Genomic DNA, 21,930 nt, shown 5'->3' with positions numbered 1-21,930 from the left:
TGATCGGCGAAATCTTCCATGTCACTGCTTGCCCATGCGCATCTTTCTGGTGGAGGACACGAGGGATGTCGGGGAGGCAATCAGCCGGCGACTGGAAAAGGTCGGGCACACCGTCGATTGGCAAACGGACGGGCAAGCCGCAGCCGACATACTCGAATTTACAGACTATGATCTCGTGATCCTCGACGTGATGTTGCCGGGGCTCGACGGGTTCGAGATCCTGCGTCATCTGCGCGCCCGGAAAAAGACGACGCCGGTCCTGGTGCTGACGGCGCGCTCGGAGATCGAAGACCGCGTCGGCGCGCTCGATCTCGGCGCAGACGACTATCTGGTCAAGCCGTTCGATTTCCGCGAACTCGAAGCGCGCACGCGTGTGCTCCTACGTCGCAGTCAGGGCGAACCTACCAACCTCATTCGCTGCGGCGATCTCGTTCTCGACCGCAACAGCCGCTCGGTGCGCGTCGGCAACCGCGAGGTCCAGTTGAAGCGCCGCGAAATCACGCTTCTGGAAGTTCTCGCAGCGCGCCCGGGACGGGTTTTCGGCAAGGACGAACTGCTCGACCGACTGTTCGGCTTCGACGAAGGCGCGAATCAGAACGCGGTCGAACTCTATGTCGGACGGCTCCGCAAGAAGATCGAGGGGTCGTCGGTGCGCATCGTCACCATCCGCGGCCTCGGCTATCAACTGGTGGCTGATGATGCGACGTGAGACATCACTTTTCTCGCGCCTCGTCTTGCGCGTGGCGCTGGTGCTGTGCGGCGGCGCAGCGTTGCTGGCGACGGCGGCCTGGTACTATGCGCGTGCCGCCGCCGACGATGCCTATGACCGGCTGCTGCTCGGCTCGGCCATCCAGATCACCGCCAACATGACCGTGGACGCCGGCAATCTCGCCGTGACCCTGCCGTCCTCTGCCTTCGAACTGCTCGGGCTCGCCGAGCGCGACCGCATCTTCTACCGGGTGGTCGGGCCCGATGGCAGCACGCTCACCGGTTATGACGATCTCGATGCCGGCGTCGACCTTTCATCCGCCCGGTCGGCGCCTGTGTTTCGGTCGGCGGACTATCGCGACGTGCCGGTGCGCCTGGTCATCGTGTCACGGGCGCTGTCGGACCCGTCCTTCTCCGGTTGGGCCTATGTGGTGATGGCGCAGACGACCGAGGCGCGCCGGGCGCTTGCAGGCGAGCTGACGACACGCGCCATGGTGCTTGTCGGCATCATGAGCCTGCTGGCGCTGGCCGGCACTGTGCTTGCGATCCGCTATTCGCTGCTGCCCGTCGGCAGGCTCGCCTCCACACTCAACGCCCGCGACCCGCAGGATCTGACGCCTGTCGATGTCGACATGCCGCGCGAGCTGAAACCCTTCGTCGGCTCAATCAACCATTTCATGGGCCGCCTCGAGGAACGCGTGTCGCTGCTGCAGCGCTTCATTGCCGATGCCGCCCATCAGATCCGCACACCGTTGACCGCCCTGACGGCGCAGGTCGACATGCTCGATGACGACGATCTCGACGCGGATCGCAAACGGCGTCTCGGGCGCGTGCGCGACCGCGTCCGCCAGCTCGCCCGGCTCACCAACCAGCTGCTCAACCACGCGATGGTCATCCACCGCTCCGACTCGGTGCGGTTCAAGCCGGTCGATCTTGGCGACATCGCCCGCCGTGCGTTTCGCGCGACGGTGCCCGTGACCGTTGATCCCGATGTGGTCGTTTCCTTCGAAGGCTGTGCGATACCGGTGATGGTGTTTGGTGACGCCGTCAGCCTGCGCGAGGCGATCGCCAACATCATCGACAATGCGCTCCAGCATGGAACCGTGCAGCGGCTCGCCGTGCGCGTTGCACTTGAGGAAGGCCGGGTGGCGGTCGAGGTCGCCGACGATGGCCCCGGCATTCCCTCGGGCGAATGGCCTGTTGTCACGGCGCGTTTCGTCACCTCCAAGACAGGCGAGGGGAGCATGGGGCTCGGTTTTGCAATCGCGGCGGAAGTGGCTGCGGCCCATCGCGGCATGATCCGGTTTCGCGAAAAGGGCGCGCATGACTTCGCCGTCATTCTCGAAATCCCGGTCTATCAGGAGGCCGAACGATGATCTGGTCGAAACTCGCGCCTCTGGTTTTTTGCGCCGTCATTGCCTGTGTCGCGCCGGCCGGTGCGGTCGAGGGGACACGCGCGTTCTTTCCGGCGCTCGAGGCGGAGCGCGGCCGGTTGGTCATCAACGGCGCGACCGATATCGAGGCGATGGAGCCGCTGATCCGCGATTTCCAGGAGACGGCGCGGGATGTGGCGATCGACTACACCGACTATGTGACCAACGACCTTTACCGCGACGCCGACATCGCCTGTCGCCTGCGTCAATCGTTCGGCGAGATCCTGCTCTCGTCCTCGGTCGACCAGCTGGTCAAGCTTGCCAATGACGGCTGCGCGCTTTCCCATGTCTCGCCGGAAACCGGTGACGTGCCGGATTGGGCGAACTGGCGCGACGAGGTCTTCGGCTTCACCTTCGAGCCCTCGGTCATGGTCTATCACAGGGACTTCGTGCCGCCCGAGGACGTGCCACACACCCATGGCGAGCTGACAGACCTGCTGCGCTTCAAGCCGGACTATTACCGCGGCCGCATCGGCACCTACGATCTCCGGCAATCCGGCATCGGCTACCTGCTCGCCTTCCTCGATGCGCAGCAGGCCTCGACCACCTATGGCCGCCTGCTGGAAAGCCTCAGCCGCGCCGAGGCCGTGCTGCGCTGCTGCAACAATGCGGTGTTGTCCGAACTCGACAGCGGCAATGTCTTCATCGGCTACAACATCCTCGGTTCCTACGCCTATGCCGCCTCGCGCCGCAACGACAAGCTCAGGATTGTGTTGCCGCGCGACTACACACTGATCCTCAGCCGTGGCGCGCTGATCCCGATGGGCGCAAAACGCCGGGATCTCGCCGGCCGCTTTCTCGATTATCTGCTGTCGGCGAGGGGGCAGGAGGTGGCACGGGCGAAAGCCTTCTTCTTTTCGCGCGATGGCGCCGTGCCTGCCGAGGTGGACGGGCCGGCCAAGCTGGTCGAATCCGGCATCGGCCGGCCGATCCGCATTGGCCCGGCGCTGCTCGCCGCGCAGGACCGGCTGCAGCGCTCCCGCTTCATCGACGACTGGACCAATCTCATCGTCAACACGCCGGTGAGGCTCCGGCCCAACTGACGTCACCGGCGCCTGCCCAGGCGGCAAGCGCCGGACGCGTCCTCACTGCGAGCGCGGCCCGCCGCTCCAGGCGCAGAGCATGCGGTCGAGCGACAGCTTGCCGGGGCCGAAGGCCATAATGCCGAGTGCCATCGCGGCCCAGGTGATGTGGATCGGCCAGCCGTCCGGCACGGTCAATTGCACGACCATGGTCATCACCAGCAGTCCTAGGGCGGCAAAGCGTGTGGCGAGGCCGAACACCAGGAGGATCGGCAGCAGGACCTCGGCCGAGCCGGCGGCAAAGGCCATGATCCCGGGCGCGGGATAGGGATAGGGGCCACCGGGCAGATGCAGCTTGAACTCCGAACTGAAAAGCAGCACGGCGACGTCGTTCAATTGCAGGAAGCCGTCCCACTTGCTCATGCCGGACCGGAAGAACGGTACGGCGAGGCCGAAACGCAGGACGAACTGGGCGAGCCAGAGCGGTGCAAGCGCGCCAACGGCCCGGTTGGCCCGGCGTGTCCAGTGCGACAGGTCTGTGGAATTGACGCTTTCTTGGGAGCTGGATGCGGACATCATGGTTTATCCTCCGTGATGGATGGCGGTGAAGGCGCCGGCGTCAAGCGCGGTCGCGATGACGGCGGCAAGGTCAAGCGTCGGGTCGGCGGCTGCAGCTGCCGTCGCCGCCATTGCCAGCGGCGCGCCAGCCAGGAGCTGTGACAGGAGAACGTCGGCTCCCGGCGAGAGCTGGCGGACGGTCACGTCCAATTGGGGGCGGGCGATCAGCGCGCTTTCGGGTGCCGATGTCTCGATGGGTCCGACAGGACCGCTCGCCCGGTTGACGGCAAAGATCGTTGCGGCGGGATAGGCGGAACGCACAATTCTGGCGGCCGGGTGACACTCGAAGACGGCGTCGCCGAGCCGCTCCGGCGGCACGGACGCGAGAGCATCGGGTGCCAGCGCCGGCGCGTCGGCCGCGTGATAGGCGTCGAGCCAGGCGCGCTCGATCCGGGCCACGTCGGCAAGCCAGGGCATGGACTGCGCATAGTCGTAGCGGGCGATGAAATCCGGAAAGTCCCGACCGTACTCGAACAAAAGCGGTGAGGTCGGCGGTGTTTCCCTGACGTGAAAACGCGCCATGGCCCGAAAGAATGTCTCGCCGGTGATGCGCATCGTTGCCGGAAAGGTCGCCGCCAGCGCCTCGATCAGGCTGACGGTGACATTGTTGCGGTAGACATTGAAGCGCTTGACGGCCGCCTTGCCGTTCGGACCGGAAACAAGTGAAGGCGTCCGGCGTTCCGGATCGAGAAGCGACGGCACGAAGCCCGCGGCATAACTGCCGGAGATGTCGATCGGCGCGGCGGGCATTTCGCTAGGCGCGTGCACGGATCTTCTCCTGCGGTGTTGCTGGCGCATGACGATCGAGGATCGCCTGAGCGGCCGTCGCCTCGCGCTTCAGCACCGGCCAGTCGGGAATGGCGCTGTCCCATTCAATCAGTGTCGGGATCGGGCCCGCACGTGCAATGACCAGCTCATAGAGCTTCCACACGGCATCGGCGACGGGCCCGTCATGGCTGTCGATCAGGAGCAGTTCGCCCTCGTCGTCCTGCTGTTCCGCATGGCCTGCAAGGTGGATCTCGCCGACATCGGCCAGAGGAAAGTCGCTGAGATAGGCGAGCGCCGAGTAGCCCTGATTGGTGGCGGAAACGAAGACGTTGTTGACGTCGAGAAGCAGCCCGCAGCCGGTGCGCTTGACCAATTCGCGGATGAACGCCGTTTCGCTCATGGTCGAAGAGGGGAACGCGACGTAGGTCGAAGGGTTTTCGAGTAGCAGCCGGCGGCCGATCGTGTCCTGGACCTCGTCGATGTGGCCGGCGACACGGGCGACCGTCGCCTCGGTGTAGGGCAGCGGCAGGAGGTCGTTGTAGAAGGTGGTTTCATGGGTCGACCAGGCGAGATGCTCGGAGACAAGCGCCGGTTCGTAGCGTTCGACCAGGCCTTTGAACCGGGCGAGATGGCTCTTGTCGAGCGGCTGGGGTCCGCCGATCGACATGCAGACGCCATGCAGCGAGACCGGAAAATCCTCGCGGATCCGGGCAAGGGCTGCGTGCGGCATGCCGCCGGCGCCCATGTAGTTTTCCGCATGCACCTCGAAGAACCCGCCGGGTGCGTCGTCGGCGAGGATGGCCGGCAGGTGCTGGTGCTTGAAGCTGGTACCGGCCAGTCCGGCGATTTCGTGTTTCGGCAGGCGAGGGTTCGCCATGGCGAGCCGGTTGTCATGTCCAGTTAAAATGCTCATCGCCAATCCCGTTCCATTCGTGTGTCCGGTGACGGGCCGGAGTATCTCTGGTCCCGCCACCGCCCGCAGGTGTGAAGGCGGAACGAGAGGTCTTTGCCCGACGTCGGTTCCGCACTATTGCCGGTTAGGACGGCATGTCGCGGGTGAGCGGCTCGGGCGAGCCCATGCGGCCGTCGGGCAGCTTCATCGTCGTGCAGGTGCCGCCGTCGACGAATTTCCAGGCGTTGCCCTGATAGTCGACGGTGGACGTGGCCTGGCACGTCGTGCCTGGGCCGGCCGCGCAATCGTTGTGGCCCTTGAGAGCGACGCCGAAGCATTTTTCCTTGCCCGCATCCATCGCGGTCTTGACCTGCGCTTCGGTGAGCGGGCCTGCAACGGCGAGCGACGACAGGGCGGCAGCCACCGCGCTTGCCAGCATTGCGCTGCTGATCGTGGACTTCATGGACATCATTCTATCTCCGTGTTGAACTGTTCCCGTGCGTCCCGTCTTGGGCGCACATCGGGTCTTTCGTCACTGAGACGGCAAGCGTTACATAACGTTGGCAACACGCTTTCGTGATGAACACGCGAGCGGTCACGACCATGCCGGCGGGCTGACAGCGGCCGCGAATTTTGGGATGAGCGGTGTAACAAACGCCTTCGAATCGGCGAATGAGGAGGAAAGGCGCGGGTGAGCGGCGCGGACGACGAACATCTCGCAGGTCTTCTCGCGCGGGCGATCGCCGGTGACGAGAAGGCCTATGGCGATTTCCTGCGTGATGCAGCCCTGATGATCCGCGGCTGGGCGCGGCGCTGGACAGTCGGCGGCGGCGTCGACGCGGAAGACATCGTGCAGGAGGCCTTGCTGGCGGTGCACGTCAAGCGCCACACCTGGCGGCACGATGCGCCCGTCGCCCCTTGGCTCCATGCGATCGCCAGGCACAAGTATGTCGACGCGGTCAGACGGCAGGCGCGCCGCCCGACGGTCGGCATCGAAGAGTTCGAAGAGACGCTCGCAAGCGCCGAGACCGAAACGGTCCGCGATTGGGAGATTGGCCGGGCGCTGGAAGGGCTGGCGCCTGGGCAACGATCGGTCGTCAACGCCATCTCGATCGACGGCTGCTCGGTGGCCGAGACGGCAAAGAGACTGGATATGAACGAGACGGCAGTCCGCGTGGCGCTTCACCGCGGTCTTGCGGCAATCGCACGCCGGTTTGGACGAGACTGAAGATGGATACAAACGATCTGATCAAGGCACTTGCTGCAGACAACCGGCGACCCGGATTGTCGATGAATGCGGCCTGGAAGGGCGCAGCGGCCGGGGCGATCCTGCTTGCCGGTGCTGTCTTCTTCGCGATGCTCGGGCCGCGGCCTGACTTCGCGACGGCGGTCGAGACCGTGCGTTTCCTGTTCAAGTTCGTGGTCACCATCGCTCTGGCTCTGACCGCATTTGCCGCCATGCGCGTCGCCTCCTGGCCAGAGGGCGAGCTGCGCCGGTTGCTGCCCTATCTCTGCATAGCGCCTTTGCTGGTGCTTGCCGGCGTCATTCTGGAGTTGATTGTTCTGCCGTCCGGGACGTGGGAGGCCAGACTGATCGGGACAAACAGCGTGCTTTGCCTCACCTTCATCCCGCTGATCGGTCTTTCGCCGCTTGGGCTCTTCCTGCTGGCGCTGCGCCACGGCGCGCCATCGCGGCCCGCATTGTCCGGCGCGCTCGCGGGTCTTGCCGCCGGCGGCATCGCTGCGACCTTCTATGCGGCGCATTGCCCCGACGATTCACCGCTGTTTATCGCGACCTGGTACACGATTGCGATACTCGGCCTGTCGCTCATCGGTTCCGTCGCTGGCCGATGGGTGGCCCGCTGGTAGAACCAAGGGCGAGTCTGCCGGCCAAAACGGCGTGAAAAACAAAAAAGGCCGGCGATGCCGACCTTTTCCCGTTCGCTGCGTCACGCTGCCAGTACATCCGTGGTCAGGGTTTCGCGCGAGCCGTGCCCGGAGCCTTCGGTTATCCCTTTGGCTCCACGGGCAATCCGTTGATGTCTATGTGTGGTGTCGCGTGGCGGGTTTCAAGGCCCGTCTCCCAAATCCTGCCGACCTTGCCCGGATTTCAGCAATGAATGCTGACGCCATGTTGGTGGAGCAGGCCGACGAGGTGTTCGTCCGGCAATTCGTCGGTGACCAGCGCATCGATGTCGGCGAGAGAGGCAAGGCGCACGAGGGCGCGCCGGCCGAACTTGCTGCTGTCAACCGCGAGGATCACCCGTTCGGCCTGCTGCATGGCGGCCGAGACGGCTGCGACTTCGGCATGGTCGTCGTCACCGACGTCGCCATCCTGGTCGATGCCGCTGACGGAAATGATGGCGACGTCGAACTTGAACTTGCGGATATAGTCGGCGGTCTCCTCGCGGAACACGCCGCCATCCACCTGCCGCACGAAGCCACCTGGCACGGCAACGGCGAAATTGCTGCTTTCGCTGAGCGTGGTTGCGACACGCAGGCTATAGGTGACGACGCGCAGATCGCGGCGCTTCAACAGTCCGCGGGCGACGGCCTCGCAGGTCGTGCCGGTGTCGATGAAGACGGCAGCGCCATCGGCAACGAGGTCGGCCGTCAGTTGGCCGATGCGTTCTTTCATCGCGGCGTTGTCGACGCGCCGCTGCCGGTAGATGTTGGGGTCCACCGGACTTGCGATCGTCGCTCCGCCATGCAGGCGGCGCACCTTGCCGTCCTGCTCGAGCGCCATGATGTCGCGGCGCGCCGTCTGCGTCGTCACGCCGAAGAGCTCGGTGATCTCTTCGATCGAGATATAGTGGTTCTTTTCGAGATGGCTGAGCAGCTGTGCCTGTCGGCGCGTCTTCTTGTCACCACCTTCAATTTCCCGGTCGTTCATCACCCTCATCCCGCTCCCCAGCGCACGCCTTGGTATCATAGGGCCCGCGCCGATCTCCAAGAAAATCGCCAGAGCCACTGACGCCGCGAGTATTTTTTCGGCGCCCGACAAAATGTTGTAAAACTGACATTTGACTCGCTTAATGTCTGTAATCGTACATTTTATCGAACTCTTCCGCCCATCAACACCATCGCGATGAAGGTCTTGTGACGGAGTGTGTTCGCATCGCGACATTGGAGCAACATCATGAGACTACGTGGACACAGCTTCCGCGGGGTGCGGACATTTGCGCGCCTCACGCAACCGCTTCGGCTGGCAACGGCGATCCTTCTCTGCGGCACGAGCCTGACGCTTTCGGCAGCCGAGGCGCGGGCTGCCGACGACAGCATGAAGATCCTGACGCTCAACACCTGGCTCGACCGGTTCAAGGCCAATCCGAGCGTGATGTCGGACTTCTTCATCAAGGGGAACTACGACATCCTGACCTTCCAGGAGTTCCGCGCCAATAGCACCTACGCCCGTGACATCCCGGGCATCCTGAAGAATGCGGGCCTTGGAACCTACTTGACGCGCCAGGACAGCGATACCGGGGTGTTTTCGCGCCTGCCCGGCACCTTCGGCGCCAGCACGCTCGGCGACACCGTGACCTACACGGTGGTCGATCCGACGGTCAGCAAGCCGCAGGTGGTCGTCGGCACCACCCACCTCAACTATTACGACCCGCCGACGACCCGCATCAGCGAGGCCAAAGGCATCAATCAGTGGGCGAAATCCGAGACTCGGCCGATCATCCTCACCGGCGACTTCAATGCCGGTGACGTCTCCGAGCGTGGGCTGCATTCGGTCAGCCAGCAGGAACTGCTGCTGAAGACCTACGTCAAGAGCCCGAGCAACAGCTTCTACATGAGCCTCTTGCGCGACTACGCCAAGGACCAGCAGAAGCTCGATGCCTATATCGCCGAGTGGAAGGGCAAGAGTTCAGCTGCGATCAACGCTTCGACGGTGCCCTCGGGCCTCTTTGCCGACGAGATGTATCCGGTTGCCGGCAACCTGCCGCAAACGATGAACATCCTGAAGAAGCAGTTCCAGCTCTTGCAGCTTCCGAACGAGCGCGAGCAGTTTTCGCCCCATGCCTTGAACGACGGCAGCGTCACCTGGCCGTCGCACGGCGAAGACGCAACCAATACCTGGGCAAGCTGGCACCGGGTCAAGATCGATCATTTCCTGGCGTCCCGCCCCTTCGGCAAGTGGTGGTCGCTAAATGACGATCCGAAGGATCCATATTCCGGTGTCATCACCGACGCCAGCTACGTGACCAACCCGGACGGATCGAAGACGCCGCTTTCGGACCACGAGCCGGTGGCGCACACGGTGCGCTGGGTCGGCCCGGTGCTGCAGAGCTACACCGATCCTGCGACGTCTGCGGCCAAGACCCGGATCGTCTGGGGCGACGATGCCTCGACATTTGCCGAGAAGGGCGGGGTGTTCAACCTCAGCCGCAACAACATGCGCAACGACGTCTATCTCGGCCAGATCTCCGACGAGAACGGCCTGCCGATCCTTGCCGGTCTTACGGATCAGGAAAAGAAGACGCTGCTTGACTGCAAGAGCAGCGACCCGCGCTTCCAGCAGGCGATACGCGATTACTGCATCGACGATCACTCCTTCATCGGCGAGACGCTGGTGACCGACAACGGCACCGTGGTCGTCGAGGAGGACGCGGCCCTTGGCAATGCTGCCGCGAAGCTCAGGCTCGATGGCGGCGCTCTCAGGATCGCCGGCCGTGACATGCATCAGATCAACCGCGACATCGTGCTCGAGACGGGCGGCGGTTCGCTCGACGTGGCCGATGCGGCAAACGTCGTCGCCGTCAACAAGGCGATCAGCGGCAACGGCGGGCTGACGAAGCTCGGTGCCGGCGCGCTCGTGCTCAACGGCGAGAACACCTATACCGGCGCGACCGCGGTCAAATCCGGTCTGCTCTCTGTCCAGGGCTCGATCGCCTCGTCCTCGGGCCTGACCGTCGAAAAGGGCGGCGCGATCGGTGGCATCGGCAAGTTCGGCAGTGTGACGGTTGCCGACGGCGGCGTGATTGCGCCCGGCAATTCGATCGGCACGCTCAACGTCGCCGGCGACATCACCTTCGCCAAGGGCTCGACCTATCAGGTCGAGGCCAATGCCAAGGGCGAGAGCGACAAGATCGTCGCGTCAGGCAAGGCAACGCTCAACGGCGGCTCGGTTCTTGCGCTTGCAGCCAACGGCAGCTACGCGCCGCAGACCCGCTACATGATCCTGACGGCCACAGGCGGCGTGACCGGAACCTTTGCCGACGTCGCATCGAGCCTGGTCTTCCTCGACCCGACGCTCGGCTACGACGCCAACAGCGTGACCCTGACGCTCAGCCGAAACGATATCCGCTTTGCGGATGTCGCAACGACCGCCAACCAGCGGGCGGCGGCAACCGGCGCTGAAAGCCTCGGCTTCTCCAATGCCGCCTATACGGCGCTCACCAATCTCGACCGCAGCCAGGCAAGCTTTGCCTTCGACCAGCTTTCGGGCGAAATCCACGCCTCGACCAAGGGCATGCTCATCCAGGATGGTCTGCTCCTGAACGCTGCGGTGACGAACCGCATTCGCGCCGCCTTCGGCGACGATAGCGGCAAGGCGGTGCCGGTGCTCGCCTATGGCGAGGGCGGCATCGAAAGCGTTAAGGCCGATACCGATCGCTTCGCCTTCTGGAGCCAGGCCTTCGGCACCTGGGGCGATACGGACGGCGATGGCAATGCGGCGGGCTTCCAGCGCAATGTCGGCGGTTTCCTTGTCGGCGGCGACGGCCTCGTCAGCGACAACTGGCGCGCCGGTCTCTTCGGCGGCTACAGCCGCTCGTCCTTCGACGTTGTCGACCGGCGCTCGTCCGGTGAGAGCGACAACTACCATGTCGGCGGCTATGCGGGCGGCGACTTCGGCGTGCTGTCGCTGACGGCGGGCGCGACGTACAGCTGGTCTCGCATCGAGACCACGCGTGGCGTTTCGTTCCCGGGTTTCGAAGACAGCCTGTCGGCGGCCTATGGTGCCCGCACCGCCCAGATCTTCGGCGAGGCGAGCTATGGCGCGAGCGCCGGCCGCTTCAACTTCGAGGGCTTCGCCAACCTCGCCTATCTCAACCTCGACACCGACGGTTTCCGCGAGAAAGGCGGGGCGGCGGCGCTCTCCGGTCGCTCTGACAACACCGACACGACGTTTACGACGATCGGCGTGCGCACCTCGACCGACGTTTCCTTCGGCGAAACGGCGGCGGTCCTGAGCGGCACCGTCGGCTGGCGCCATGCCTTTGGCGACGTCGTGCCGACCTCGACGCTCGCCTTTGCCGGCGGTCCGGGTTTTGCCGTTGGCGGCGCGCCGATTGCCCGGGATGCGGCACTTGTCGAAGCAGGCATCGACTTCAAGATCGCGCCCACGGCGACCTTCGGCGTCAACTACACCGGCCAGGTCGCCTCTGGCGTCTCCGACCACGGCGTCAACGCCAAGCTCAAGGTGAGCTTCTAAGACTTTCGAGCATCGGCGCAAACGCCCGTGCCCGATGATCGAGCGCCGCGCGTGAATTTCACGCGCGGCGTTTTCCGCTTCGTGTTCGTTTCGTCAGATCCAGACCGTGCGGCCTGCGCCGTCGCAGCCAAGCGCCCGTAAAACGTTGACGGGAATGTCGAGCATGGTCTCACCGCCCGGCGTCATCAGGAACGAGGCGGTTTGCGGTTCGCGGTAGGCGAGGATTTCGTCGCGCGAGGCTGCGGTATAGATGCCACGCAGCGCCCTCAAGCAACCGCTGTGGGTGACGACCACATGGGTCCGGTCGTGATCGAGCGTGTCCAGCCAATCCTGCAGTCGGGCGGCGACCGTCGTCCTGCTTTCGCCGCCGGGCATCGAATAGTCGAAAGGATCCGTGCTGTGCGCATGATACTGATCGGCCAGATCGCGTTCGATCTCGTCATGGGCAAGGCCCTCCCAGGCGCCATAGGACCGTTCCGCAAGAGGTGCCGCCTCCACAAAGCGATCAAACGGGATCGACCAGGTGTCGGCGAGAATCGAGGCGGTCTGGCGGGCGCGGCCCAAGGGGCTGACCCAGAAATTCAAGGTTTCCTCTTGCCCGATGCGCTCGGCAAGGCGCAAGCCGACAGCGAGCGCCTGGCGCACGCCATTGGCGGTGAGCGGTGTGTCCCTGCGGCCCTGCAGGCGGCCGGCGACGTTCCATTGGGTTTCGCCGTGGCGGATGAGGATGAGGCTCGGAAGGTTTTTCGTCATTCGGAACTCGGGAGACAGTTTGATGGGGAGATGGTGTCCGCCGGCCAGAACCGGCGGACGCTCATTTGGACTTTCAGTGGGCGAGCCACTGTGCCGACGATGGCTTGAGACCAAGTGTCGTCGCCGCCCCGGGCTCGAGCAATGCGTCGCCGGAGTGGAAGGGCGCGTCGATCAGCACCGTCGCCGCCCCGATCCGGACACCGTAGCGCACCGTTGCGCCGAGGAACTCGCGGTGCGCGATGATCCCCTCGAGCGCGACGGCGCCGGGCTCGAGGCTGCCGATCGTCGCATATTGCGGACGGAAGACGAGCTTGGCGCCGGCCGGCACTTCGGTTCCCGCCGGGATCGGGATCGAGCCGCCGCCCACCACCTCGAAGCTGCGGGACGCGCCGGAACCTGCCACCTTGCCGTCGAGAATGTTGGCGGTGCCGAGGAAGTTGGCGACAAACAGGTTGGCCGGCTTCTCGTAGAGCCCCATCGGCGTTCCCACCTGCTGGATGCTGCCCTCGTTGAAGACGGCGATGCGGTCGCAGACGGTGTTTGCCTCTTCCTGGTCGTGGGTGACGAAGATCGTCGTCAGCTGCAGCCGCTGCTGCAGCTCGCGCAGTTCACGCCGGACTTCGACGCGCATCTTGGCGTCGAGGTTGGAGAGCGGCTCGTCGAGCAACAGCACCTTGGGCTCGATGGCGATGGTGCGGGCGAGTGCGACGCGCTGCTGCTGGCCGCCCGAGAGCTGCGACGGCCGGCGGTCGGCGAGGTGCTTGAGGCCGACAAGCTCCAGCGCCGCCTTGACGCGGCGATCGACCTCGGCGCGCGGCAGGCGCCGCTCCTCGAGGCCAAAGGCGACGTTGGCGGCGACCGTCATGTGCGGCCAGAGCGCATAGGACTGGAAGACCATGCCGATGTCGCGTTTCCACGGCGGCATGTCGAGCACGTCCTGGCCGCCGATGACGACCTTGCCCTGGCGGGCATTGTTGAAGCCGGCGATTAGCCGCAGCAACGTGGTCTTGCCACAGCCGGACGGGCCGAGGAAGGCGAAGAATTCGCCCGGCTGGATCTCGAGGTTGATGTTCTTCAGCACATGCAGCGCGCCGTAGTAGAGATTGACGTCGCTGATGCTGATCGCCTTGGCGGGGCCTGCGGCGAGTGCGGCGCTGTTGATGTTCACTGTCATTGTTTCCTCCCGAATTATTTGGCCGTCCCAAGCGCCTTCTGGCGGCGCTCGATGACGTAATGGGACAGGAGCGTGCAGAGCGCGACCATGATCACGGCGATGACGCCGAGGGCTGCACCCGGACCGCGACCGGCCGGCGATTGCATGAAGACATAGAGGCCATAGGCAATCGGTGCGTCCGAATTGCTCTGGATCAGCATCAGCGTCGCCGAGAGTTCGACGGCGGCGGTCGAGAAGCTGGTGACGAAGCCGGCGAGCAGGCCGCCTGTCATCAGCGGCAGGACGATGCGGCGGATGGTCCGCTGCTTGGTCGCGCCGAGGTTTTCGGCGGCCTCTTCGAGTGATTCCGATACCTGCTGCAGGGCCGCGTAGCAGGCCCTGAGCGCATAGGGCAGGCGGCGGATGGCAAGCGCCAGAACCACCATGACCCAGAGGGTCGCAAGCGGCGTACCGTCGGGCAGCGTGATGCCGTAGAAGGTTCTGAGATAGCCGATCCCGAGCACGACGCCGGGGATGGCGAGCGCTGCTGTGGCCGCCCAGTCGAGCCAGCGGCGGCCGATGACCTTGGTGCGCAGCACCAGATAGGCGATGGCGCCGCCAATGACCACGTCGATCAGGCCGGCAAGGCTCGCATAGATCAGCGTGTTCTTGATGTAGAGCGAGCTTTCGCCGAAGACCCGACCGTAATGGGCGACGGTATAGGCGTCCGGCAGCGGGCTGAACGACCAGACGGTGGCGAAGGACAGCAGCAGGAGGCCGATATGCGGCGACAGCACCAGCAGCAGGATCAGCGCGACGACGCCATAGGCGATCACGCTTTCGCCACGGCTGAGCTTGCGACGGGAGAGACCACCGCCGCCGCGCTGCACCGTCGAATAGTCCTTGCCGCGCATGGCGACGGCCGACAGCCACATGGCGAAGATCGAGACGACGATCAGGATGACCGAGATGACGTAGCCCATCGGATCGGTCAGCCCGACCGAGGTGACGCGCAGATAGGCCTGCGGCGCCAGCATGTCCTTGACGTTGAGGAGCAGCGGCGTCGCCAGATCGTCGAAAACCTTGACGAAGACCAGCGAGGCGCCGGCGAGATAGCCGGGCATGGCAAGCGGAAAGACGATGCGGCGGAACAGGCGAAAACCGGAGGAGCCGAGGTTCTGGGCGGCCTCTTCCATCGACCGGTCGATGTTGCGCAGGCTGGTCGACAGGTTGATCAGAATGAAGGGGAAATAGTGCAGCGACTGCACGAAGATGACGCCGTTCAGTCCCTCCATGAAGGGGATGCGGATACCGAACCAATCGTTGAGAAGCAGGTTCACCGTGCCGTTGCGGCCAAAGAGAAGCTGCATCGCAACCGCGCCGACGAAGGGCGGCATGATCAGCGGCACGAAGCCGAGCGTCTGGATGATGAGCGAGCCGCGGAAATCGAAGCGGGTAGTCAGCACCGCGAGCGGCAGCGCGATGGCGCTCGCCCAGACGACCGACATGCCGGAAACATAGACCGAGTTGAAGAAGGACCGGCGGAAGAGGTCTGTGTTGAAGAAGTCGATGAAATTGACGAAGGTCAGGGCGCCGGTGCCCTTCTCGGTAAAGGCGGTATAGATCACCGTGCCGGCGGGGATGACCAGGAAGATCCCCAGGAACAGGGCGATCACCGAGACCGCCAGGATCTGGCCTGGTTTGGCCGCAAAGGGCCTGATTGGAACGGAAGCGACGAGCGCCATGGGGCAGACTCCGGAATGAGTTCGTCCAGCCCGACGCGTCGAGACGCGCCAGGGTCGGCGAAGCTATGATGTTTAGGGAGCATGACCGCCCGCTGCTTGGGCGGGCGGTCGCTGTCGCCAGTTAGTCGACGAGGTTCAGGGCTTCCTCAGCCTTGGACTTGGCGGCGGCATATTTCTCCGTCGCGAAGGCGGCCCACTTCTGTTCCAGTTCCGCCTGGCGAGCGGTCTTGTCCTCGCCACCGGTAAAGGCGTCGCGGGTTTCCTTGCTCGCTGCTTCGTCCGCGGTGATCGGCATGGCGGCGATCAGGGCCTTGGCTTCGTCGAGAAGCGCGCGGGCGGCCGGCTGTTCGTTGGCGGCGAGCGCCTTTTCGGCCGCATGGATCGCCTGGGTGGCGCCCTTGAGGTTTTCGAGCTGGAAGGAAATCAGCTGGTCGAACAGCGTGTCGACAACGTCGGTGCGCTTCTTCGAGGCGTCGCTGTCAAAGGTGATCATCGACTGGAAGCGCGGATCCTTGAAGGGGTTCGGGAAGCCCTCGGGCGCCTTGGCATAGAGGGCCGGGTTGATCGGCAGGCGACGGATCGCCGGCTCGAGCAGGACTTCCTGGCCTTTTTCCGACAGGATGTAATTGACGAAGGCCTCGGCACCCGCCTGGTTCGGGGCATTGGCAACGATGCCGATATTGGCCGGCACGACCGTCGTGACCGACGGATAGGCGAAGCTGACAGGGAAGCCGCTCGCCTGGGCCGAGAAGGCAAAGAAGTCGATGACGATGCCAATGCCGGTCTGGCCGGAGTTGACGGCATCCGGAACGCCGAAGGAGCGTTCGGTTACCTGCTGCAGGTTGCCGCCGATGCCCTTGAGCGTGCCCCAACCCTTGTCCCAGCCTTCACCCTGCAGGATCGTCTCGATCGTCAGATGCGTGGTACCGGAACGCGACGGCGCGGCGATCGCGACGTGGTCGAAGTATTCGGGCTTGGCGAGGTCACCCCACTCGGCCGGCTTCGGCACGTTGTTGGCTTCCAGATAGCGGTCATTCGACATGATGCCGTAACCCGACGCGGCAAAGCCGAAATAGAAGCCGTCCGGATCGTTGACCGGATAGGAGCCGACCTTTTCCGGCAGGCCCGTCACCGACGGCGTGAATTTTGCGAGCAGCTCCTTGCTCTTCAGGCTGTCGAAGGCGTCCGGTGCCGACGCCCAGAACAGATCGACCTGGTTGTTGACCTTGGTCTCGTCGATATACTTCACGCCCGAGCTTGTGCTCTTGTTCTGGACGTCGAGGGTGAAGCCGGGATTGGCGGCCTCGAAGCCCGCCTTGAACGGATCGGTCACGTCCTTGGAGAACGAGGTGACGATCGTCACCTTGCCGCCGTCCTGGGCATGGGCCGTCACGATGAACGCAGCCGACATCAGCATCGCTGTCGCGATGGTTTTCAACATAGGTATCTCCTCCCAATAGGCCGCCGGTTTTTGGCGGCTGACCTCTTGAGAGCAAGGCCCGTGCCAGATTGAAAAACCTGCAGAACCGGGCGTTCTCGCGCCGGTATGGGAAAGAAAGGTAACATCTTGGCCGGTGAGACGGGGTCAAAAGGGTAACATCACCCCTCGTCGCCATCGCTCCGGGCGTCGATGTCGAACTTGCGCATTTTCAGATAAAGCGTTTTGCGGGAGATGCCGAGGGTATCCGCCGTTGCGCCGACGCGGCCGTCGTTTCTGGCGAGGCTGTTGATCAGAATGGTTCGCTCCAGCCGGTCCATCTGCGCTTCCAGTGTTTCGTAGCTCGCAGTCGCTGCGTTGGCCCCGGCGCGCTCCTCCAGGCCGAGCACGAAGCGCTCGGCAACATTGCGCAGCTCGCGAACGTTTCCGGGCCAAGGGCGGGCGTTGAGGTCGGCGAGGTGATCCGCGCTGACCGATGGCGGGGTGCGTCCCTGTCGCTTGGCGGCGAGGCCGAGGAAGTGCTGGAACAACAGGCCGACGTCGCCCTTGCGGCGCGCGAGCGGCGGCAGTTCGACCCGGGCGATATCGAGGCGATAGGCAAGGTCCTCGCGAAATTCCCCGCGTCGCGCGGCGTCGTGCAGATCGGCCTTGGTCGCCGCCACCACGCAGATGTTGACGGGCAGTTCGACATTCGAGCCGAGGCGCTCGATGACACGCTCCTGCAGCACGCGCAGCAGCCGCACCTGGGCCGCGACCGGCATGGACTCGATCTCGTCGAGAAACAGCGTGCCGCCATCGGCATATTCGATCTTGCCGATGCGCTTTTCGCGCGCGCCGGTAAAGGCGCCGGCCTCGTGGCCGAAAAGCTCGGATTCGAGCATGGTCTCGGGGATGGCGCCGCAGTTGACGGCGACGAAGCGACCCTTGCGGCCGCTGAAATCGTGCAGCGCCCTTGCCGTGACCTCCTTGCCGGTGCCGGTGTCGCCGATGATCAGCACGTCGGCTGAGGCGGCCGCGATGCGCTGCAGCTTGTCGCGCAGCGCCACCATCGGCGCCGAATGCCCGATCAGCCGCGTCTCCCAGCCGTCCGTGTCGACGGAGAGCCGCAGCCGCCGGTTTTCGAGCAGCAGCCGCCGGTGTTCGCGGGCGCGGCGCACTGTTTCGATCAGATGCACGGGGTCAGCCGGCTTTTCGAGGAAGTCCCAGGCGCCTTCGCGCATCGCCCGCAGCGCCATCGGGATGTCGCCGTGCCCGGACATGAGGATGATCGGGATATCCGGGTCGATCTTGCGCACGGCGGCGACCAGATCGAAGCCGTCATGGTCGGGCATGCGCACGTCCGAAACGATCACGGTCTGGCTGTCGGCGCGAAGACCGGCAAGGGCTGCGGCGACGGAGCCGTGCGGGGCGACGCTGAAGTCCTCGAGTTCGAGCACCTGGCAGCAGGCCTCCAGCACGCTCGCGTCGTCGTCGATCAGGATGATGTCCGCTTCCGGTCTCATTCCGGTCCTTTCAGGGATACGAGGAAACGTGTGCCGGCAGGGCCGGTGTCGAGGACCGCGATGTCGCCGCCGAAATCCTTGACGATGTTGTAGGAGATCGACAGGCCGAGGCCGAGACCCGAGCCTACGGGTTTGGTGGTGAAGAACGGATCGAACACGGTCCTGATATCCGCCGGCGCAATGCCGTGACCGGTGTCGGCGACAACAAGCCGGGCGCTTCCGGCCGACGCTTCGACCGCAACACTGACGCGCCGCGTCGGTTGGCTGGAGACGGCATCAAGTGCATTGCCGATGAGATTGACGGCGACCTGTTCAAGGCGCACCGGCTCGGCCATGACCAACACGGGATCGTTCTCGGCAATGGCGAGTTCGAGCTCGACCGCCTCCTCCTCGAAACGGTGTTCGAGCAGGCTCAGCGCATCGCGGACCGCGGCACCCAGATCGACCGGCCGCAGCTGCGCATCCGGACGCCGGGCGAACCGCCGGATGTGGCTGATCTGGTCGGCCATGCGCGCCGTCAGCCCTTTCATCTTGTCGAGATTGTTGACCGCCTGATCGCCCTTGCCGCGGCCAATCAGGGTTCCGGCGCTATGAATGTGCGCGCGAAGTGCCGCCAGCGGCTGATTGAGTTCGTGGCCGATGCCGGCTGCCATCTGTCCGAGTGCCGCGAGCTTGGCCGACTGGATCAGCTCATCCCGGGTCTGGCGGAACAACGTCAGCGCGCGGGAGAGATCGCCGAGTTCGTCAGCCTCGGGAGGGGGGATCGGGGCGGCCGGACGGCCACCGCTGATCGCGCCCGCGGCGGCGGCCAGCAGTCGAATGCGGGCAATGAGGTTGCGGTGGACATAGAAGTAGCCGATCGCGGTTGCGACGATCACCGCAAGCGCGGCGATTGCCACCAGCAGGCTGCGGCCAGTTTCGATCGCGGCGGCCGCGCGCCTTGCAGCGTCGGCCGCACTCGCTTCGATCGCGACCACTTCGGTCTCGATCTTTCGCCCCAGCGCGTCCACCAGCCGGCTGTTTTCGGCGGCAAGCTCGCCAAGGGTCGCTGCCTGCCGCATTTCCGAACGCTTGCGGTTGGGGATGCCGGTCGAAGCGTTCGACTGGTCGAGGATGCGTCGCGCCAGCTGCCGCACGGTGATGCTGTCAGGCCATCCGTCGAGCGAGCTGATGCGGCTCGCTAGCTCGTCGGCGCTGTCGCCGAGGAAGGCGTTGGTTTCCTGCATCTCCTCATTGGTGGTGGCATTGACGAGGCGACCGATCAGACCCGTGGCGAGGTTGGCCTGGGAGACGACGGTCAGTAGCGCCTCGCTTTTCTGCTGTTCCGCAAGGGCTGCCGCCCCTTCGCCCTTGCGTGTTTCCGTCTCGATGTTGAAGCGGATATCGTCGACGAGCGGGTCGGCTTCCTCGAGCAGGTCGGTCTGAACCCAGCGCAATTCGTCGATGTCGGAGCGCATGGCTTCGCGTAGGGTGAAGCGCTTGCCGGCGGCAAGGTCTATTTTGTTCAGGTTCGCCGCGATCGCTTCGGCAAGCGGCATCAAGGCAGCGGTGCTGGACTGGGCCGCATTTTCCTCAAGCAGGGCGCGCAGGGCGGCAAGGCGGCTGGTATAGGTGCTGCGGATTTCGTTGTATTCGGCGCGGCTTTCGGCGCCGGCCAGCACTGATGTCACCGAGCCGATATCGGCGCCGGCCTTCGACAGCCGCGACGCGAAGGCGAGCTGCGGCATCTGCTCGTCCGTCATGCGCGACAGTTCGCCCGACAGCCGCTCATAGGAAAGCCAGCCGACGATGCAGGCAACGACGGCAAAGCCAACGATCGCGACGAAGGCGAGCGCGAGACGGGCGCCGATGCCGAAGCGCCATCGCGCCTGCGGTGCAGAGGTTTCGACCGTCGCCGCCATCACTGCCGCCATGGGTGGAGGTTGATATTGCCGACGGGCTGGGCGGTCGACGAAAGCAGCCCTTCAGCTTCCGCAAGGTTCCGTTCGATTTTTGCGCGCAGACTGCTCGCCAGTGCCGCATGGGCAGGCGAACGCGCGACGCCGCGCGGCCATTCCCCCTGCAGTGCCGGAGCGACGGTTTCGACCTCTCTTGCCGAAATCGGCGGGGTCGACAACAGGCGTTTCGCCCTTGCCAGCATACTCAGCCGTTGTGCGTCCTTGATCTCCATCGCCTCCAGGTCCGAGACCCTCTTCCAAAGGCGGGCAAGCGTCGCCCGGCGGCGCACGATATAGTCGTCGAAGATCAGATTGACGAGCCCGTATCTGCGCGCCGACAAGGCGGCGTCGAAGCCGCTCGTTTTCAGCAGGCTTGCGCCGTCGTGATCAGGCAGAAGGCCATCGTTGAGCGTCGGATTGACGGGGATGCGGGCGATCGCCGGCGAGAGCAGGAGCTTCTGTCCGGCCTCTGACAGGACGAAGTCGACGAACCGCTCGGCGGCCGCAACATTGCGGGAGCGGGCGAGAATGGCGATGCTCGCGGGGACGAAGACGGTATCAGGCGGCAGAACGAAGATGTTGCCGGCGCGGGTGAATTCGGGTGTGCTCGCCAGGAAATCGATGGTGATGCCGATGCTGAAGCGGCGCTGCGCCACGCCGGACGCGACGCCGAAACTGCGGGCGGTGACCGTCGAGAGGTTGCCGCCAAGCCGGGACAGCATCGCCCAACCTTCCTCCCACCCATAGGTTTGCAGGAGCGCTTCGACGATCAGATGCGTCGTGCCCGAACGCGACGGCGTGGTGATGCCGATCTGGCCGGAATAGATCGGATTGAGCAGGTCTTGCCAATGCGTCGGAGCAGGCAGCCTGTTCTGGGCGAGATGGGAGGGATTGTAGACGAAGCCGTAACCCGACAGCGCGAAGCCGAGGTAGTAGCCTTCCGGGTCGTTGACCGGGTAGCCGAACACCCTTTCAGGCGCCCCGGTGTCGCGCGGAGCGATCGGCCGCAGGCTGCCGTTGCGCTTCAGAAGCTCGAAAGCGTCGGCGGCCGAGGCCCAGAAGACATCCGCCTGGACGTCCGCCTTCTCGATGACGAAACGGCTGGCGCTCGCGGTGTTGCGCTGGACGATCGAGACCCGGATGTCGGGATTGGCCGTTTCGAACGCGGCGCGGAACGGTTCGAAAAAGGACGGCGGATAGGATGTGACGACCACGAGAGCCTGCTTTTCGGCGGCGCGCGCGCCCGCTGCCGCCGCACCGAGGACAAGCAGGATCAGCGGCAGCGTGGCCGCGGCAATCAAGAACCGGACTCTTGTCAAATCACTCCCACCGCACTTGTCCGGCCGATCGTTGTCGGTTCGGCTTTCCCGCGGCTCCTCCCAAAATCGTCGCCGTTTCGCGGCATGCCGCGGTCGGTGATCGTGGCCGCACTTTCCACGAAGAGGGCGCCGCCGTAAACCCCACTGGCACGTCTGGCGACTGTTGCAAACAGGTCGCAGCCGCGACGATTGCCACGACTGCA

18 protein-coding genes are annotated in these 21,930 nt (G+C 64.7%); 6 read left to right on the top strand and 12 right to left on the bottom strand.

All coding sequences use genetic code 11. The features are described 5' to 3' along the window. Positions 1–34 precede the first annotated feature (34 nt). Genes VGO12_RS04910 through VGO12_RS04900 form a run of 3 tightly spaced genes read left to right on the top strand, consistent with a single transcriptional unit; the run spans position 35 to position 3,184 of the window. The gene (locus tag VGO12_RS04910; RefSeq protein ID WP_327511605.1) at positions 35–709 is read left to right on the top strand and encodes a response regulator transcription factor; all 675 of its coding nucleotides are present in this window, start codon (positions 35–37) and stop codon (positions 707–709) included. Beyond that, entirely contained in the window at positions 696–2,084 is a 1,389-nt protein-coding gene (locus VGO12_RS04905; RefSeq protein ID WP_327511599.1) for a sensor histidine kinase, read from the top strand. Before VGO12_RS04910 ends, VGO12_RS04905 begins: the two co-directional genes overlap by 14 nt. Continuing rightward, positions 2,081–3,184, top strand: coding sequence for an ABC transporter substrate-binding protein (locus VGO12_RS04900; protein WP_327511598.1), 1,104 nt, complete (start codon positions 2,081–2,083; stop codon positions 3,182–3,184). The genes VGO12_RS04905 and VGO12_RS04900 overlap by 4 nt, the downstream gene beginning before the upstream one ends. Before the next feature lie 42 nt (positions 3,185–3,226). Here the strand turns inward: VGO12_RS04900 and VGO12_RS04895 are convergent, their stop codons facing one another. From VGO12_RS04895 to VGO12_RS04880, 4 genes are all read right to left on the bottom strand, one after another. Further along, a complete protein-coding gene (locus VGO12_RS04895) occupies positions 3,227–3,742 on the bottom strand; it encodes a DoxX family protein (protein ID WP_327511597.1) in 516 nt (171 codons plus the stop codon). A 3-nt stretch (positions 3,743–3,745) separates the two neighbouring features. After that, positions 3,746–4,531 carry a DNA-binding domain-containing protein gene (locus VGO12_RS04890; protein ID WP_327511604.1) on the bottom strand — a complete coding sequence of 262 codons (786 nt, stop codon included), beginning with the start codon at positions 4,529–4,531 and terminating at the stop codon, positions 3,746–3,748. Positions 4,532–4,535: 4 nt separating this feature from the next. Continuing rightward, positions 4,536–5,462, bottom strand: a complete 927-nt coding sequence (locus VGO12_RS04885) for a DUF692 domain-containing protein (protein ID WP_327511596.1) — start codon at positions 5,460–5,462, stop codon at positions 4,536–4,538. Between the two features lie 124 nt (positions 5,463–5,586). Continuing rightward, entirely contained in the window at positions 5,587–5,910 is a 324-nt protein-coding gene (locus VGO12_RS04880; protein WP_327511595.1) for a DUF2282 domain-containing protein, read from the bottom strand. A 222-nt stretch (positions 5,911–6,132) separates the two neighbouring features. Between VGO12_RS04880 and VGO12_RS04875 the strand changes: the two genes are divergently transcribed. Further along, the gene (locus VGO12_RS04875; protein WP_327511594.1) at positions 6,133–6,669 is read left to right on the top strand and encodes a sigma-70 family RNA polymerase sigma factor; all 537 of its coding nucleotides are present in this window, start codon (positions 6,133–6,135) and stop codon (positions 6,667–6,669) included. 2 nt (positions 6,670–6,671) lie between these two features. Continuing rightward, complete coding sequence (locus VGO12_RS04870) at positions 6,672–7,310, top strand: NrsF family protein (RefSeq protein ID WP_327511593.1); 639 nt, start codon at positions 6,672–6,674, stop codon at positions 7,308–7,310. Positions 7,311–7,551: 241 nt separating this feature from the next. On the opposite strand, the gene VGO12_RS04865 is transcribed toward VGO12_RS04870, so the two are convergent. Further along, complete coding sequence (locus tag VGO12_RS04865; RefSeq protein WP_327511591.1) at positions 7,552–8,334, bottom strand: DeoR/GlpR family DNA-binding transcription regulator; 783 nt, start codon at positions 8,332–8,334, stop codon at positions 7,552–7,554. A gap of 246 nt (positions 8,335–8,580) precedes the next feature. On the opposite strand from VGO12_RS04865, the gene VGO12_RS04860 reads away from it, so the two are divergent. Beyond that, positions 8,581–11,880, top strand: coding sequence for an autotransporter domain-containing protein (locus VGO12_RS04860; RefSeq protein ID WP_327511590.1), 3,300 nt, complete (start codon positions 8,581–8,583; stop codon positions 11,878–11,880). A gap of 93 nt (positions 11,881–11,973) precedes the next feature. On the opposite strand, the gene VGO12_RS04855 is transcribed toward VGO12_RS04860, so the two are convergent. The 7 genes from VGO12_RS04855 to VGO12_RS04825 form a co-directional block, all read right to left on the bottom strand. Further along, positions 11,974–12,633 carry a histidine phosphatase family protein gene (locus tag VGO12_RS04855; protein WP_327511589.1) on the bottom strand — a complete coding sequence of 220 codons (660 nt, stop codon included), beginning with the start codon at positions 12,631–12,633 and terminating at the stop codon, positions 11,974–11,976. A 73-nt stretch (positions 12,634–12,706) separates the two neighbouring features. Then, positions 12,707–13,807, bottom strand: a complete 1,101-nt coding sequence (locus VGO12_RS04850; protein WP_327511588.1) for an ABC transporter ATP-binding protein — start codon at positions 13,805–13,807, stop codon at positions 12,707–12,709. Positions 13,808–13,821: 14 nt separating this feature from the next. Then, positions 13,822–15,531 (bottom strand): iron ABC transporter permease, encoded by a 1,710-nt coding sequence (locus VGO12_RS04845; RefSeq protein WP_327511587.1) that lies wholly within the window; start codon positions 15,529–15,531, stop codon positions 13,822–13,824. 121 nt (positions 15,532–15,652) lie between these two features. Further along, entirely contained in the window at positions 15,653–16,972 is a 1,320-nt protein-coding gene (locus VGO12_RS04840; protein WP_414650675.1) for an ABC transporter substrate-binding protein, read from the bottom strand. A 158-nt stretch (positions 16,973–17,130) separates the two neighbouring features. Next, complete coding sequence (locus tag VGO12_RS04835; RefSeq protein WP_327511586.1) at positions 17,131–18,471, bottom strand: sigma-54 dependent transcriptional regulator; 1,341 nt, start codon at positions 18,469–18,471, stop codon at positions 17,131–17,133. Beyond that, positions 18,468–20,372 carry an ATP-binding protein gene (locus VGO12_RS04830; protein ID WP_327511585.1) on the bottom strand — a complete coding sequence of 635 codons (1,905 nt, stop codon included), beginning with the start codon at positions 20,370–20,372 and terminating at the stop codon, positions 18,468–18,470. Before VGO12_RS04830 ends, VGO12_RS04835 begins: the two co-directional genes overlap by 4 nt. Then, a complete protein-coding gene (locus VGO12_RS04825) occupies positions 20,372–21,709 on the bottom strand; it encodes an ABC transporter substrate-binding protein (protein WP_327511584.1) in 1,338 nt (445 codons plus the stop codon). Before VGO12_RS04825 ends, VGO12_RS04830 begins: the two co-directional genes overlap by 1 nt. Positions 21,710–21,930 lie beyond the last annotated feature (221 nt).

Source organism: Ensifer sp., assembly GCF_035999135.1.
Taxonomy (GTDB): Bacteria; Pseudomonadota; Alphaproteobacteria; order Rhizobiales; family Rhizobiaceae; genus Ensifer.
Note: the sequence above shows the minus strand (reverse complement) of the source record. Positions and strands in the feature narration are given on the sequence as shown.